The sequence below is a fragment of the Microbacterium sp. NPDC006705 genome (assembly GCF_044903545.1).
In the GTDB taxonomy this organism is placed as follows: domain Bacteria; phylum Actinomycetota; class Actinomycetes; order Actinomycetales; family Microbacteriaceae; genus Microbacterium; species Microbacterium plantarum.
On the sequence record NZ_JBJDQQ010000003.1, the window covers coordinates 179,353 to 193,308 of the forward strand.

The following is a 13,956-nucleotide window of genomic DNA, read 5'->3' on the forward strand; positions in this document are numbered from 1 at the left end:
CTCTATCCCGACCGTCAGCCGACTGCCGTGAAGATGTCGATGGTGCCCGACTTCAGGGTGACGATGGCGCGCTTGGTGTCCTTGCGCTTGCCGGTGCCGAAGCGGGTGCGACGGGACTTGCCCGCGCGGTTGAGCGTGTTGACCGCTGCGACCTTGACGCCGAAGATCTTCTCGATCGCGAGCTTGATCTCGGTCTTCGACGCACGGGGGTCCACGAGGAACGTGTACTTGCCCTCGTCGATGAGCCCGTAGCTCTTCTCGGAGACGACCGGCTTCAGGATGATGTCGCGCGGGTCCTTGTTGACGGCGGTCATGCCGAGACCTCCTCGGTGGCGCCGGCCTTGGACGCGACGAACGCGTCGTAGGCGGCCTTGGTGAAGACGAGGTCGTCCGAGACGAGCACGTCGTAGGCGTTGAGCTGGTCGAACGTCAGCACGTGGACGTACGCGAGGTTGCGCACGCTCTTGACGGTGATCTCGTCACCGCGCTCGATGACCACGAGGACGTTCTTCGTGGCGCCGAGGCCGGTCAGAACCGCCGCAGCAGCCTTGGTCGAGGGCGTGCCCTCGACACCGAACGAGTCGACGATGTGCAGACGCTGGCCGCGAGCACGGTCGCTGAGCGCTCCGAGGAGCGCGGCGGCGACCATCTTCTTGGGGGTGCGCTGCGAGTAGTTGCGCGGCTTGGGGCCGTGCACGATGCCACCACCGGTCATGTGCGGCGCGCGGATCGAGCCCTGACGGGCGTTACCCGTGCCCTTCTGCTTGAAGGGCTTGCGGCCGGCGCCCGAGACCTCACCGCGACGCTTGGTCGAGTGGGTGCCCTGGCGAGCCGCCGCGAGCTGCGCGACGACGACCTGGTGGATGAGGGGAACGTTGGTCTTGACGTCGAAGAGCGCGGCGGGCAGCTCCACGGAGCCGGCCTTCTTGCCGGAGGCGCTCCGGACGTCGAGCGCGAGAGTCGAGTCAGCCATGATCAGGCACCCTTCACAGCGTTGCGGACGTAGACGATGCGGCCGCGTGCACCGGGGACGGCGCCCTTGACGAGCAGCAGACCCTTCTCGGCGTCGACGGCGTGCACCGTGAGGTTGAGGACGGTCACGCGCTCGCCACCCATGCGGCCGGCCATGCGCATGCCCTTGAAGACGCGGCTGGGCGTCGACGAGGCACCGATGGAACCGGGCTTGCGGTGGTTGCGGTGCGCACCGTGCGAGGCCGAGACGCCCTTGAAGTTGTGGCGCTTCATGACACCCGCGGTGCCCTTGCCCTTGCTGGTGCCGACGACGTCGACCAGCTGGCCGGCCTCGAACGTGTCACCGGCGGTGAGCTCCTGACCGAGTGAGTAGTCAGCGGCATCCGCCGTGCGCACCTCGGTGAGGTGGCGACGGGGGGTCACGCCGGCGGCCTCGAAGTGGGCCGTGAGGGGCTTGTTGACCTTGCGGGGGTCGATCTGGCCGGCAGCGATCTGGACGGCCGAGTAGCCGTCCTTCTCGGGCGTACGGACCTGGGTGACCACGTTCGGCGCGATCTCGATGACCGTGACGGGGACGAGCTTGCCCTGCTCGTTCCAGACCTGGGTCATGCCGAGCTTGGTGCCGAGGAGGCCCTTGGAAACCTTGGAGTTGATGTCAGCCATGTCGAACCTCAGAGCTTGATCTCGATGTTGACGTCGGCCGGGAGGTCGAGTCGCATGAGCGAGTCGACAGCCTTGGGCGTCGGGTCGACGATGTCGATCAGACGCTTGTGGGTGCGCATCTCGAAGTGCTCGCGGCTGTCCTTGTACTTGTGGGGCGACCGGATGACGCACACGACGTTCTTCTCGGTCGGCAGCGGCACGGGTCCGACGACAGTCGCGCCCGCACGGGTCACGGTGTCGACGATCTTGCGTGCCGAGGTGTCGATGACCTCGTGGTCGTACGACTTCAGGCGAATGCGGATCTTCTGTCCCGCCATTTGTCTGCTCACTCTCTTTATCGCGTCTTACGTCTCGCTGGTCGCGAGCGCATTGGACGCCCGGTGGCGCGGTCTGCGCCGGGCACTTCTCACCGCCGGGGCGGTGATGCTGCACCACTGTTCTGATGTCAAACCCGCGGGTCTCCCTGCGGTTCCGCACCGTGCGCGCACGCGCGCATCCTGTCTCCAGGTCGGTGTGGGGTTCGATGTTCATCTGCCCGCGGCCTAGGACTCTGCGCTTCGCGCCGCCTATGCACTGTCGTGACAGTGATCCGGGATGCTGGGCACCCGTCGGAATGTGGAACCTGAATAGTCTACGTGCCGCCCGGGCGTGTCGCAAACCCGGGCGTGTCGCGATATCCGCGTCGCGTCCCGCACCGTGGCGGCGGGCCGCCGAGCACGCACTCTCCCCGCGAACACGCACCTTCTATGGTGCACCCTCGCGGCGACGGTGCGTCCTCGGAGCGACGGATCGCGCTCAACGCAGGAGACCGTGGGCGCGGAGGAACGCGGCGAACGTCGGGCGGGATGCCAGGCGCTCCCAGCCCCAGCGCACCGGGGTCCAGCCGGTCGCCGCGACGACGCGGCTCTCGCGCTCGCGCTGGGCGCGCAACACGTCGCGGGGCGAGCGTCCGGCCGTCAACGCCGGGTCGAGGTACTTGCCGTCGCCGTCGAACTCGCCGAACCTCCGCAGCCGAGGCCACGCGAAGTCGAGGAACGCCCACTGCCCATCGCCGATCGCGACGGGATGCTGGAGCACCGGTTCCGCAGCGCCCAGCTGCAGCATCCACAGCCGGCTGATGCTCTCGCCCGGCAGCTGTGCCCGCCCGTCGGCGATCGAGGCGACGAACCGCGCACTGCGGATGCCGCGGGCACCGGGCGCCTGCTCGATGCGAGCAGTCACATCGGCGACGAGCGCTGCGGCGGCGGCGGGGTCGTAGGCGCCGTTGCCGCGCCACGCCGCCGCTCGCAGCGCCGCGTCCATCGCTGCCGTCGCGGTCTCGGCCTTCTCGGCGCAGAGCACGTCGAACACCGTGCGGGCGAGGTTCGTCGCCTGCAACGCACCGATGCGCGAGACGTCGGCGTCCGCGACCTCGTGCCGGTGGCGCACGACGTCGCTGCGACTCGGCGCGGGCGCCGGACCGAGCTCGAGCGTATGCACCCGGGAGTCGTCGCCTCGGTGGACCGGCAGTCCGTGCAGCGCGGCGGCCGTCGTGTGCGAGAAGACCGGCTCGCGGGTCGCCACAGCGGCGAGGGCGTGCGCGCGCAGCCGCATCCGCGCCTCCGGTCGCGCGGCCGCCCAGCGCGCCGCCGCGACGTAGACGCCCCGCCGGACGCGCACGAGCTCTCCGTCACCGACGGCCCGTTCGAGCGTGGACGTCTCGCCGCGACGGCGCGCATCGCGCCGGAGGATGAGGTCATCGCATTCGGTCACTCCCCCACGATGCCGCCCGCGCCGCCCCCGCATCCGCGCCCCCTGCTCCCCGTGCACGCTCCCGCCCCCGCCCGTCCTGGGGAGGAACCACCGCCCCGAACGCGAGAACGCACCGACCCCGCGACCACGCACCGTTCACGGTGCGCTCTCGCGGAGGCGGTACGTTCTCGGCGCTCGGCCTACTGGTTGCCGATGTTCTTGTCGACGTTCTCGCGGACCTCGTCGACCTTGCCATGGTGCTGCTCCGGGACGACCTTCTTCACGGCATCCGCCGCACCCTGGAGGAACTTGTCGCTGACCTCCTCGGCCTTCTCGCTCTTGAGTGCTTCCTCGATCTTGTCGCGGTTCTGTTCGAACATCTGCTTGCCCTTGTTGATGATGTCGTCGACGCCCATGATCGTCCTTTCGTCGGGTCGTATCCCGCTATGAGAGCGCGTGGCGGCACACCGCGTCAACAGCTTGCGGAAACGACGAAACCCCCCGGACCCGAAGGTCCGAGGGGTTCCGCGAAGGAAGTCGCGAGACTTACTTGATGATCTTGGTCACCGTGCCGGCGCCGACGGTGCGGCCACCCTCACGGATCGCGAAGCCGAGGCCCTCTTCCATGGCGATCGGCTGGATGAGCTCGACCGACATGTCGGTGGTGTCACCGGGCATGACCATCTCGGTGCCCTCGGGCAGCGAGATGACGCCGGTGACGTCCGTGGTGCGGAAGTAGAACTGCGGACGGTAGTTCGTGTAGAAGGGGTTGTGACGGCCACCCTCCTCCTTCGAGAGGATGTAGGCAGTGCCCTCGAAGTTGGTGTGCGGGGTAACCGAACCCGGCTTCACGACGACCTGGCCACGCTCGACGTCGTCACGCTTGGTGCCGCGGAGGAGCAGACCACAGTTCTCGCCGGCCCAGGCCTCGTCGAGCTGCTTGTGGAACATCTCGATACCGGTGACCGTGGTCTTCTGCGTCGGGCGGATGCCGACGATCTCGACCTCGGAGTTGATGGCGAGGGTGCCGCGCTCGGCGCGGCCCGTGACGACGGTTCCACGACCGGTGATCGTGAAGACGTCCTCGACGGGCATGAGGAACGGCTTGTCCTTGTCACGCACCGGGTCGGGGATCGACTCGTCGACGGCGTCCATGAGCTCGACGATCGCGTTGACCCACTTCTCGTCGCCCTCGAGAGCCTTCAGGCCCGAGACGCGGACGACAGGAGCGTTGTCGCCGTCGAAGTCCTGCGACGACAGGAGCTCGCGAACCTCGAGCTCGACGAGCTCCAGGATCTCCTCGTCGTCGACCATGTCCGACTTGTTGAGCGCGACCAGCAGGTAGGGAACGCCGACCTGCTTGGCGAGCAGGACGTGCTCGCGGGTCTGAGCCATCGGGCCGTCGGTGGCGGCGACCACGAGGATCGCGCCGTCCATCTGAGCGGCACCGGTGATCATGTTCTTGATGTAGTCAGCGTGACCCGGGGCGTCGACGTGAGCGTAGTGACGCTTGGGGGTCTCGTACTCGACGTGCGAGATGTTGATCGTGATACCACGCTGACGCTCTTCGGGCGCCGAGTCGATGGACGCGAAGTCACGCTGCACGTTGGTGGCCGACGGGTACTTGTCGGCGAGCACCTTCGAGATCGCCGCGGTGAGCGTCGTCTTGCCGTGGTCGACGTGACCGATGGTTCCGATGTTGACGTGCGGCTTGGTCCGCTCGAACTTGGCCTTAGCCACTGGGTCCTCCTCAGGACTGTCGTTGTAGATCTCCGGGCGCTGGATTGCGACCGGTTCTCTACGGGGATGTTTTCACTCTAGTAGAGAGGTCGATATTCAGTTTGAGTGGATGCCGGGAGCCTGGGCCCCCGGCATCCCGAGGGCTTACTCGCCCTTGTTCTTCTGGACGATCTCGTCGGCCACCGCGCGCGGGACCTCGGAGTAGCTGTCGAACTCCATCGAGTAGACCGCGCGGCCCGAAGTCTTCGAGCGCAGGTCGCCGATGTAGCCGAACATCTCCGACAGGGGGACGAGAGCGCGGACGATCTTGATGCCCGAGCCGTCCTCCATCGACTGGATCTGGCCACGACGCGAGTTCAGGTCGCCGATGACGTCGCCCATGTACTCCTCGGGCGTACGCACCTCGACAGCCATCAGGGGCTCGAGGATGACCGGGTTGGCCTTGCGCAGCGCCTCCTTGAAGCCCATCGAGCCGGCGATCTTGAACGCCATCTCGGACGAGTCGACGTCGTGCGACGCGCCGTCGATGAGGATCGCCTTGACACCCACGATGGGGTAGCCGGCGAGCACGCCGACGTTCATCGCGTCCTGGAAGCCCTGGTTGGTCGGCTCGATGTACTCGCGCGGGATGCGGCCACCGGTGACCTTGTTCTCGAACTCGTACGTCTTGTCGGCCGTGACCTCGAGCGGCTCGATCGCGAACTGGATCTTCGCGAACTGACCCGAACCACCGGTCTGCTTCTTGTGGGTGTAGTCGTGACGCTCGACGGCCTTCTTGATCGTCTCGCGGTACGCGACCTGCGGCTTGCCGACGTTCGCCTCGACGCGGAACTCGCGCTTCATGCGGTCGACGAGGATGTCGAGGTGCAGCTCGCCCATGCCCTTGATGACGGTCTGACCCGTCTCGGGGTTGAGCTCGGTGCGGAACGTCGGGTCCTCTTCGGCGAGCTTCTGGATGGCGACACCCAGCTTCTCCTGGTCGGCCTTGGTCTTCGGCTCGATCGCGACCTCGATGACGGGCTCGGGGAACGTCATCGACTCGAGGACGACGGGCTCGGCCGGGTCGGCGAGGGTGTCACCGGTGGTGGTGTCCTTCAGGCCGATGACGGCGTAGATGTTGCCCGCGGTGAGCGAGTCGACCGGGTTCTCCTTGTTGGCGTGCATCTGGAAGATCTTCCCGATGCGCTCCTTCTTGCCCTTGGTCGAGTTGATGACCTGCGCACCCGAGTCGAGGTGACCCGAGTAGACGCGGACGTAGGTGAGGCGACCGAAGAACGGGTGCACCGCGACCTTGAACGCCAGCGCGGCGAACGGGTCGTTGGCGTCGGGGTGACGCTCGATGATCTTCTCTTCGTCCTTCGGGTCGTGCGCCTCGATGGCGGGCACGTCGAGGGGCGACGGGAGGAAGTCGACGACCGCGTCGAGCATGGGCTGCACACCGCGGTTCTTGAACGCGGAGCCGCAGAGCACCGGGTACAGCTCGCCGGCGACGGTGAGCTTGCGGATGGCGCCCTTGATCTCGGCGACGCTGAGCTCCTCGCCACCGAAGAACTTCTCGAGCAGCGCGTCGTCGGACTCGGCGACGGTCTCGAGGAGGCGCTGACGGTACTCGGCGGCCTTGTCGGCGAGGTCGGCCGGGATCTCCTGGATCTCGTACTTCGCGCCCATGGTCACGTCACCCTTGGCGTCGCCGGGCCAGACCAGCGCGCGCATCTCGACGAGGTCGATGACGCCCACGAAGTCGTTCTCGGCGCCGATCGGGAGCTGCAGCACGAGCGGCTTGGCGCCCAGGCGGCTGACGATGGTGTCGACGGTGAAGTAGAAGTCGGCGCCCAGCTTGTCCATCTTGTTGACGAAGCAGATGCGCGGGACGTCGTACTTGTCGGCCTGACGCCAGACGGTCTCGGACTGGGGCTCGACGCCCTCCTTGCCGTCGAAGACCGCCACCGCGCCGTCGAGGACGCGCAGCGAACGCTCGACCTCGACCGTGAAGTCGACGTGGCCGGGGGTGTCGATGATGTTGATCTGGTTCTTGTTCCAGAAGCAGGTCACGGCGGCAGACGTGATCGTGATGCCGCGCTCCTTCTCCTGCTCCATCCAGTCGGTGGTCGAGGCGCCGTCGTGCGTCTCGCCGAGCTTGTGGTTGACGCCCGTGTAGAACAGGATGCGCTCGGTCGTCGTCGTCTTGCCGGCATCGATGTGCGCCATGATGCCGATATTGCGGACCTTGTTGAGGTCGGTGAGCACTTCTTGTGCCACGGGCTGTTCCTTACGTTTGGTCGGGAGCGCCGGCCGGGGAGGTTTCCCCGGCCGGCGCCGAGAAGCTGTTTACCAGCGGTAGTGCGCGAAGGCGCGGTTCGACTCGGCCATCTTGTGGGTGTCTTCGCGGCGCTTGACCGCGGCACCGAGGCCGTTCGAGGCGTCGAGGATCTCGTTCTGCAGGCGCTCGGTCATCGTCTTCTCACGACGGCCCTTGGCGTACGAGACGAGCCAGCGCAGCGCGAGCGTGTTCGCGCGGTGCGGCTTAACCTCGACGGGCACCTGGTAGGTCGAGCCACCGACGCGGCGGCTCTTGACCTCGAGGGTCGGACGGACGTTGTCGAGCGCCTTCTTCAGCGTCGCGACGGCGTCCTGGCCGTTCTTGGCCTCGACACCCTTGAGGGCGGTGTAGACGATCGACTCGGCGATCGACTTCTTGCCGTCGACGAGGATCTTGTTGACGAGCTGCGTGACGATCGGAGCACCGTAGACCGGGTCGTTGACGACGACGCGGCGGGGTGCGGGTCCCTTACGAGGCATCTAACTCAACCCTTCTTCGCGCCGTAGCGGCTGCGAGCCTGCTTACGGTTCTTGACGGCCTGGGTGTCGAGCGCACCGCGGACGATCTTGTAGCGGACACCGGGGAGGTCCTTCACACGACCGCCGCGGACGAGCACGAGCGAGTGCTCCTGCAGGTTGTGGCCCTCGCCGGGGATGTAGGCGGTGACCTCGGTGCCGTTGCGGAGCTTGACACGGGCGACCTTGCGCATGGCCGAGTTCGGCTTCTTTGGCGTGGTCGTGTACACGCGGGTGCAGACACCCGCCTGCTGGGGGTTCGCCTTCAGAGCGGGCGCCTTGGTCTTGGTGACCTTCGGCGAGCGACCCTTGCGAACCAACTGCTGAATGGTTGGCACGTTCTCTCCTTGTAGTGCTGCACGGTGACAGCGTCGTGGTTTCACCACAGATCCACCGGCGCGTCACGAATGCTGCGTTTTCGAAGGGTGGATATGCCGTGGGGGCGTCCTGTTCGCAGAACGATCCCGATTCGCGTGCTCCGCTTCGACCTGATCATCGGACCGAGGCACGACGCAGGGCGCGCACGAGCGCACACCCGATCAATGATACGCCTCTCCGGCGAGGCGGGCAAACGCCGATGCGAGCCGGTGGTATCGGCGTCAGGCTCCGGGCCGCTCGATGCGCAGTTCGGCGTCGCCGAGGAGGAAGCGCTCGCCCGCCGGCGCGTCCGACCCGGGCTCGAGCTCGATCTCGGTGCCGAGGAAGTTCGTCAGCACGACGCCGTTCGTCGAGTGCAGGTCGGTGATGTGCCACAGCCCCGAGCGCAGTTCGAGACGGGCGTGCGTCTTGGAGACGGTGCGCGTGCGGTCCTCGATGGCCACGAGCTGGGCGCGCGGGTAGGCGGGGTCGGGCGCGGGCTGACGCCCGACGATGGCGACGTCACCGGTGAGCGGTGCGATCTCCCCGTCGGGCAGCACCAACTGCCAGTACACCCGGCGCCGAGCGACGACGACGGTGTGGTCGATGTCGCCGTCGTCGGAGACCTCGGCGCGGCGCAGCTGGGCGGGGACCGCCGCTTCGGCCGTCCGCGGAGCCCCCGCCGCCGGAGCGCTCGCGACCGCGGAGACCTCGTCGGACAGCTCCGGGAACTCGTCGGGCGTGCGCGCGAAGGCGCGGCGGGCGATCGGCGTCGCCGAGACGGCATCCCAGGTGCGGCGACCCGCCCCGAAGCCGGACGCGGAGTCGGGGTCGGCGAACGACGGGACCACACCGGGACGATCGGATGCCGCCCGCGACGGGAACGGCGACGGCGAGATCGCCGAGACGTCGTCGATCTCGGACGGCCAGCGCGCGTCGTCGGATCCGTCTTCGTCGGCGTCCGCGTCGCGGATGGCGGCATCCTCATCGGGCCGCGTCTCGACCTGCGGGGCGGGTTCGCGCAGGATCGGCTCGCGCGCCTCCCTCGGGGCCGGCTCCGAGAACGCGGGCCGGGCCTCGGGCTGCGCCGGGGCGTCGTCGGGCTGCTGCTCAGGAGAGGATGCCGCGGCGGGCTCGGCCGCGGGTTCCGGCTCGACCGGGTGAACGTCCGGAGCGGCCGGCTCGACGGCGGGCTCGGTCGCCGACCGGCTGCGATCGGGTGCCGGCGCGGAAACGTCGGGGGTGGTCGCGGCGGGGGCGAACGGCGACGGCGGCGCCCACGGCGACGGCTGCAGGTCGGTCGGCGCCTCTTCGCGCTCGGGCACGGCGGCCGCATCGGCCTCACCGCTGGCGGCATGCGGCTCGGGGCTGAAGTGACGTGCCGACAGGGTCGGGCTCGCCAGCGTCGGCGGCGCCGCCGGCTCGGGAGAGCGGGCCGGGCGGAACTGCGCGTCGCGCTCCGGATCCGACTCGGACAGCGGCGGGGTGAAGACCCACGGCGGCGCCGTGACCTCGGCGGCCTGCTCGCCCCGCCAGCGGGCGGGACCGAGACCGAGGATGCTGGCCCACACGACGAAGAGCAGTGCGGCGAGCACCGTCATGCCGGGACCGGCGCCGAAGCCGCGGCCGATGCGGTGCGCCGCCATCACCAGCAGCACGTACACCGCGAGCGGCCCGAGCACCGGGACGAGGCCGATGAGGACGAGCCACGGGCTGAAGCCGCCGATGCGCAGCACCACCGCGATGTTCAGCAGCGGCACCCACCCCTGCCACGGCTCCTCGTCGGTCTTGCGGAAGAGCCCGGCCAGCGCCAGCGCCGTCCAGACATAGAGGACCGCACCCAGCACCGTCGAGAGGACGACGAGCAGGATGAGGAGCGATTCGTTGCCGGAGGTGGTCATCGCATCCCACGATAGGGCCCGTGACGCCCCGTCACCGCCGTCACGGTTCACCGCCGCGCTCCGCGCCGGGCTCGAAGGGCGCATCGAGCGACCGCGTGAGCTCGGCGAGCATCGCCTCGATCTGGGGCTCGACATGCTGCGCGACGGCGGCCTGCACGCGCAGCCGGTGGTGCAGCAGCACCGCGCAGACCTCGCGCCCGATCATGTTGGCGTAGTCGTCGGCGAGACCGACCTCCTGCCGCAGGGCGGCTTTCGCCTCGCTGCTGAGCGGCGGCAGTTCGGGCACGGCGTCGTCGGACTCCTGCGCGAGGCCGGAGATGGTGAAGAGGAACGGCGCCCCGGCCACCGGTTCCGGATCGAGCGGCAGGCCGTCGAACTCGGGCTCGAGCCCTTCGGAGGGCCGGTACGTACGCGCGCGGTTGCGTGCGGCCTGCTGGTCGAGCTCGGCCTGCAGCATCGGCAGGTTGCGCGAGGTGTACTCGGCGACGGCGGCATCCACGATCGCCTTCATGCGTGTGGAGAGTCCGTGCTGCACGCCGTGCGGGACGTCCGACCCGAGACCCACCGCCGACAGCACCGGCGAACCGATGCAGCGACGGCAGGGAGCGATGCGCCCTCGGTGCGTCGCTGGCTGCCAGCGCGGCAGCCAGCGCAGCCAGGCATCCACCGCCTGGCTGACCTGGGTCTCGAGCGACCGCTCCACGGGCCTATTGTGACCGATCCGAGCCGGTCGGTCCGGGATTTCGCGTCATTCGTCCTCGTCGCGTTCCCAGGCCCACCGTGGCGGCGTCGCGCGCGTGCGGACCAGCGCGACGGCCGTCCAGCCCGAGATCGCCGCCGCGGCGACGAGGAGCACGCCGAACCAGGAGACCGCGAAACCGCCGGCCGCGGCCAGGGCTCGCGCCGCGTCGACCCCGACGAGCAGCGCGGCCACGACCAGGCCGGCGAGGTACGACAGCAGCGCGACGATGCCCACCGGAACCGAGATCGCGTACGAGGGGCGCGGCACCCGCAGCACGGTGGCCAGCGTGGCAGCGATCGCGATGACCGCGGCGCCGAAGCCGACGGCGCCCGGGATCGGCCCGAGACCGCGGACGGCGACGACGTCCTGGCCGGTCACCAGGCTCAGGATGCCGAGGCCGCAGATGGCGAGCGCCCCGAAGCCCACGACCGCGAATGCGGTGGCGAGCCCGGGGCGCATCCCGCCGGAGGGGGTGGACATCAGTAGCGGTGCAGCTGAGGCCCCGCCTCGAGGGTGCGCTCGTACTCGCGCTGCGCCTCGGCGTTGAGCTCGGTGACTCGGCGTCCGCGGGCGGCGACCCACGCGCCGAACCAGATCGTCAGCTCGCGACCCGCGACCAGAGCGACGAGTGCGAGCGGCGCGAACGCCTGCTCTCCGACGATGGTCAGGGCCTGGCTCGGGGCGATCGTCCAGAACGGCGCCTGGAAGAGCTGTCCGGCGATGTGCCCCGCGTATGACGCGAGGCCCACGAGGAGTCCGAGGAGGACCCACAGGCCCCAGCGGCCGCGGTTGATGAACGCGCCCAGGATCCAGAAGGCGAGGAAGAACACCACGACGGGAACCCAGAACCACCACGAGGTGGCGGCTGCGAGGGCCTGATCGCCGATGTTGGCCGTCGTCACCTCGCCGCGTACGGCGTCGATGCCCAGGGCCGCGCCGAGGTAGATCAGCGCGAAGGCGATGGCCGCCAGGAGGCCGATGGCGCCGGCCGCTCCACGGTTGCCCCGCGGAGTCGGCGCCTCGGGGGCCTGGACGAAGATCGGCTGCGGGCTCGGGGCCGCAGCCGCCGGCGTCTCGGCGACGGGCTCGCTCGCGCTCACGGTGCGCGTGGCGCCGGCGTCGGTGTCATCGGCACGGTAGGCGCGCGTGGCGGTGTCGCTCGCGGCTGCTCCGCCCGCGGCGGTCGTAGCGGCGGCGGCGCCTGCTGCCCCGCCCGCGGCGGCATCCCGGTCAGTCGTCGCCGCAGCATCCGCCTCGGCGTCGCGCGGGGTGTCCCACTCGCTCGGCGAGTTCCACGCATCGTCCGACGATGAGCCGACGGTGTCGGTGCGCTCGTCGCGCGCTGCGGCGGCATCGATCCGAGCGGCATCCGCGTCGGAGGTCGCTCCGTCGGCGACGGGTCGGTCGGTCGAGGCGTCGGCGCTCGCGGACCGCTCGGGGAGAGTTCCGGAACCGGCGTAGGCGGCATCCCAGTCGTCGGCCGAGACCGCATCGCGCGACGCCTCGGCGTCGGCGAGCCCGGCCCGGGCGCTGCCCACGACGTCGTCCACCGGCTTCGGCTCTTCGACCGGCTCGCCGTACTTGGGGTCGCTCATGCGATGTGCTCCTCACGCGGTGGCCGGTGCCGCCGCAGAGGCGAGGATATCCCGGCGATGCGGGCGTGCCGCGCAGGCGTGCCGACGTGTCTGCGCACCCGTGCGTGCGGGCGGACGTATCGTCGTGCCATGACCTCGCGCGCCCTTCCCCGCCTCGCGCCGGCCGCTCTCCTCATCGCGGCCGCACTGCTCGCGGGATGCGCCCCGGAACCGGGGACCGCCGCCGGGCCGGCACCCGATACGAGCGCGTCCGCAGATGCCCCCAGCCCGACCCCGGCCATGACGGTCTCCGCCGAAGCGGGCGGCCCGCCGCCGACGGCATCCGGCTCTGTCGTCTCGACGACGGTCCTCCCCCGCGACTGCGCCGGCATCCTGGGCGCCCCCGCACGCGCCGCGCTCGCGTCGGTGCCGCTGAACGACGCGGCCTTCGGTGAGAGCGGGTCGCTTCCGGACGGGTCGCTGCGCTGCGTCTGGGCCGACCCGGCCGCCGACACCGCGAAGATCGAGACCACGATCGCCTACGCCGAGCGCAACCCGGTGATCGACTTCTTCAACGAGCTCACCGAGATCGGGTTCACCTGCTACGAGCCGGCGGGCGGCGTGCGCTGCGAGAAGACCTGGCAGAACGCGCGCTACCCCGTCACCGACGGACGGACGCTCTTCTTCCGCGACGGCGTGCTCATCGACACCCAGTTCTCGCACCTCGCCCCCGAGGGGTACACGACCGGCATCATCGCCTCGGTGTGGCCGGCGGGGGCGGCCACACCCGCTCCCTGAGGGGTCGCACGACCCGGGGCGACCGGGCGCGCAACGAGGTCAATCGCCCGACGTGAAGACCGCGTTTCCGACCCGGCTGGCGTACTGCTCGGGATGCCACGCCGACTGCGACGTCGACACCCAGCGCCCTCCCCCTGCCTCGATCGTCTCGACGAGGTCGCCGGCGGTGCGCGAGCAGAGCGTGCGCGCGCCGCGCTCGTCGCACGTGAAGCCCTGAGCGGGCAGCGCGGATGCCGCGATCGAACCGGCATCCGTCCCCACCGCTCCGACCGTGGTCGAGATCGACCCCGCGTCGGAGGTCCAGCTGCAGGTGAAGCGCACCTCGGGCGCGAGCGCCTCGACGAGGGCCACGGCGGTCGACACGGGGGCGTCCTGCGACTGCTCGAGCTTCGCGCCGGGGGCGTACTGGAGGGTCACCCAGAGCGCCTCGGGGTACAGATCCCGACACTCCTGCGGGCCGTCCGCCGCAGCGGCCTCACCGCCGGCGCCCGCTCCGCTGCCGCCGAGCAGTCCCATGCCCGTCGACACGAGCGGCACGGTCAGCACTGCCAGCACCCCAATGACGCCCGCGCAGAGGACCCCGACGATCCACGCGAAGACGACATTCCGACCACCGATCCGTGCCACGTCTCCACGCTAATCC

General features: G+C 69.7%; 16 protein-coding genes. 1 reads left to right on the forward strand and 15 read right to left on the reverse strand.

Translation table 11 applies throughout. The features are described 5' to 3' along the window. Window positions 1-14: 14 nt before the first annotated feature. The 14 genes from rplW to ACI2K6_RS14825 all read right to left on the reverse strand — a co-directional run bounded on the left by rplW (window position 15) and on the right by ACI2K6_RS14825 (window position 12,536). Window positions 15-314: a 50S ribosomal protein L23 gene (gene rplW / locus ACI2K6_RS14760; RefSeq protein WP_023954040.1), complete on the reverse strand. Its 300-nt coding sequence runs from the start codon at window positions 312-314 to the stop codon at window positions 15-17. Next, window positions 311-973 carry a 50S ribosomal protein L4 gene (gene rplD / locus ACI2K6_RS14765; RefSeq protein WP_023954038.1) on the reverse strand — a complete coding sequence of 221 codons (663 nt, stop codon included), beginning with the start codon at window positions 971-973 and terminating at the stop codon, window positions 311-313. The genes rplW and rplD overlap by 4 nt, the downstream gene beginning before the upstream one ends. A gap of 2 nt (window positions 974-975) precedes the next feature. Continuing rightward, the gene (rplC, locus tag ACI2K6_RS14770) at window positions 976-1,635 is read right to left on the reverse strand and encodes a 50S ribosomal protein L3 (RefSeq protein ID WP_023954036.1); all 660 of its coding nucleotides are present in this window, start codon (window positions 1,633-1,635) and stop codon (window positions 976-978) included. Between the two features lie 8 nt (window positions 1,636-1,643). Then, on the reverse strand, window positions 1,644-1,952 hold the full coding sequence (rpsJ, locus tag ACI2K6_RS14775; RefSeq protein WP_017201594.1) for a 30S ribosomal protein S10: 309 nt from the start codon (window positions 1,950-1,952) through the stop codon (window positions 1,644-1,646). 478 nt (window positions 1,953-2,430) lie between these two features. Continuing rightward, entirely contained in the window at window positions 2,431-3,387 is a 957-nt protein-coding gene (locus ACI2K6_RS14780; protein WP_404568928.1) for a hypothetical protein, read from the reverse strand. Between the two features lie 179 nt (window positions 3,388-3,566). Next, the gene (locus ACI2K6_RS14785; RefSeq protein ID WP_023954031.1) at window positions 3,567-3,782 is read right to left on the reverse strand and encodes an Rv0909 family putative TA system antitoxin; all 216 of its coding nucleotides are present in this window, start codon (window positions 3,780-3,782) and stop codon (window positions 3,567-3,569) included. A 130-nt stretch (window positions 3,783-3,912) separates the two neighbouring features. Next, window positions 3,913-5,106 (reverse strand): elongation factor Tu, encoded by a 1,194-nt coding sequence (gene tuf / locus ACI2K6_RS14790; RefSeq protein WP_023954029.1) that lies wholly within the window; start codon window positions 5,104-5,106, stop codon window positions 3,913-3,915. A gap of 144 nt (window positions 5,107-5,250) precedes the next feature. Next, window positions 5,251-7,365 carry an elongation factor G gene (gene fusA, locus ACI2K6_RS14795; protein WP_112617787.1) on the reverse strand — a complete coding sequence of 705 codons (2,115 nt, stop codon included), beginning with the start codon at window positions 7,363-7,365 and terminating at the stop codon, window positions 5,251-5,253. Between the two features lie 69 nt (window positions 7,366-7,434). Next, the gene (rpsG, locus tag ACI2K6_RS14800; RefSeq protein WP_023954027.1) at window positions 7,435-7,905 is read right to left on the reverse strand and encodes a 30S ribosomal protein S7; all 471 of its coding nucleotides are present in this window, start codon (window positions 7,903-7,905) and stop codon (window positions 7,435-7,437) included. A gap of 5 nt (window positions 7,906-7,910) precedes the next feature. Continuing rightward, a complete protein-coding gene (gene rpsL / locus ACI2K6_RS14805) occupies window positions 7,911-8,279 on the reverse strand; it encodes a 30S ribosomal protein S12 (protein ID WP_018187369.1) in 369 nt (122 codons plus the stop codon). Window positions 8,280-8,540: 261 nt separating this feature from the next. Further along, complete coding sequence (locus tag ACI2K6_RS14810) at window positions 8,541-10,199, reverse strand: DUF5684 domain-containing protein (RefSeq protein WP_323986664.1); 1,659 nt, start codon at window positions 10,197-10,199, stop codon at window positions 8,541-8,543. Between the two features lie 40 nt (window positions 10,200-10,239). Next, window positions 10,240-10,902, reverse strand: a complete 663-nt coding sequence (locus ACI2K6_RS14815; protein ID WP_112617786.1) for a spermidine/putrescine ABC transporter substrate-binding protein — start codon at window positions 10,900-10,902, stop codon at window positions 10,240-10,242. Between the two features lie 45 nt (window positions 10,903-10,947). Then, the gene (locus ACI2K6_RS14820) at window positions 10,948-11,421 is read right to left on the reverse strand and encodes a hypothetical protein (protein ID WP_112617785.1); all 474 of its coding nucleotides are present in this window, start codon (window positions 11,419-11,421) and stop codon (window positions 10,948-10,950) included. Continuing rightward, window positions 11,421-12,536, reverse strand: a complete 1,116-nt coding sequence (locus tag ACI2K6_RS14825) for an ABC transporter (RefSeq protein ID WP_282501558.1) — start codon at window positions 12,534-12,536, stop codon at window positions 11,421-11,423. Before ACI2K6_RS14825 ends, ACI2K6_RS14820 begins: the two co-directional genes overlap by 1 nt. A 129-nt stretch (window positions 12,537-12,665) precedes the next feature. Between ACI2K6_RS14825 and ACI2K6_RS14830 the strand changes: the two genes are divergently transcribed. Then, the gene (locus ACI2K6_RS14830; RefSeq protein ID WP_112617783.1) at window positions 12,666-13,313 is read left to right on the forward strand and encodes a hypothetical protein; all 648 of its coding nucleotides are present in this window, start codon (window positions 12,666-12,668) and stop codon (window positions 13,311-13,313) included. Window positions 13,314-13,352: 39 nt separating this feature from the next. On the opposite strand, the gene ACI2K6_RS14835 is transcribed toward ACI2K6_RS14830, so the two are convergent. After that, window positions 13,353-13,940, reverse strand: a complete 588-nt coding sequence (locus ACI2K6_RS14835) for a hypothetical protein (RefSeq protein WP_112617782.1) — start codon at window positions 13,938-13,940, stop codon at window positions 13,353-13,355. Window positions 13,941-13,956 lie beyond the last annotated feature (16 nt).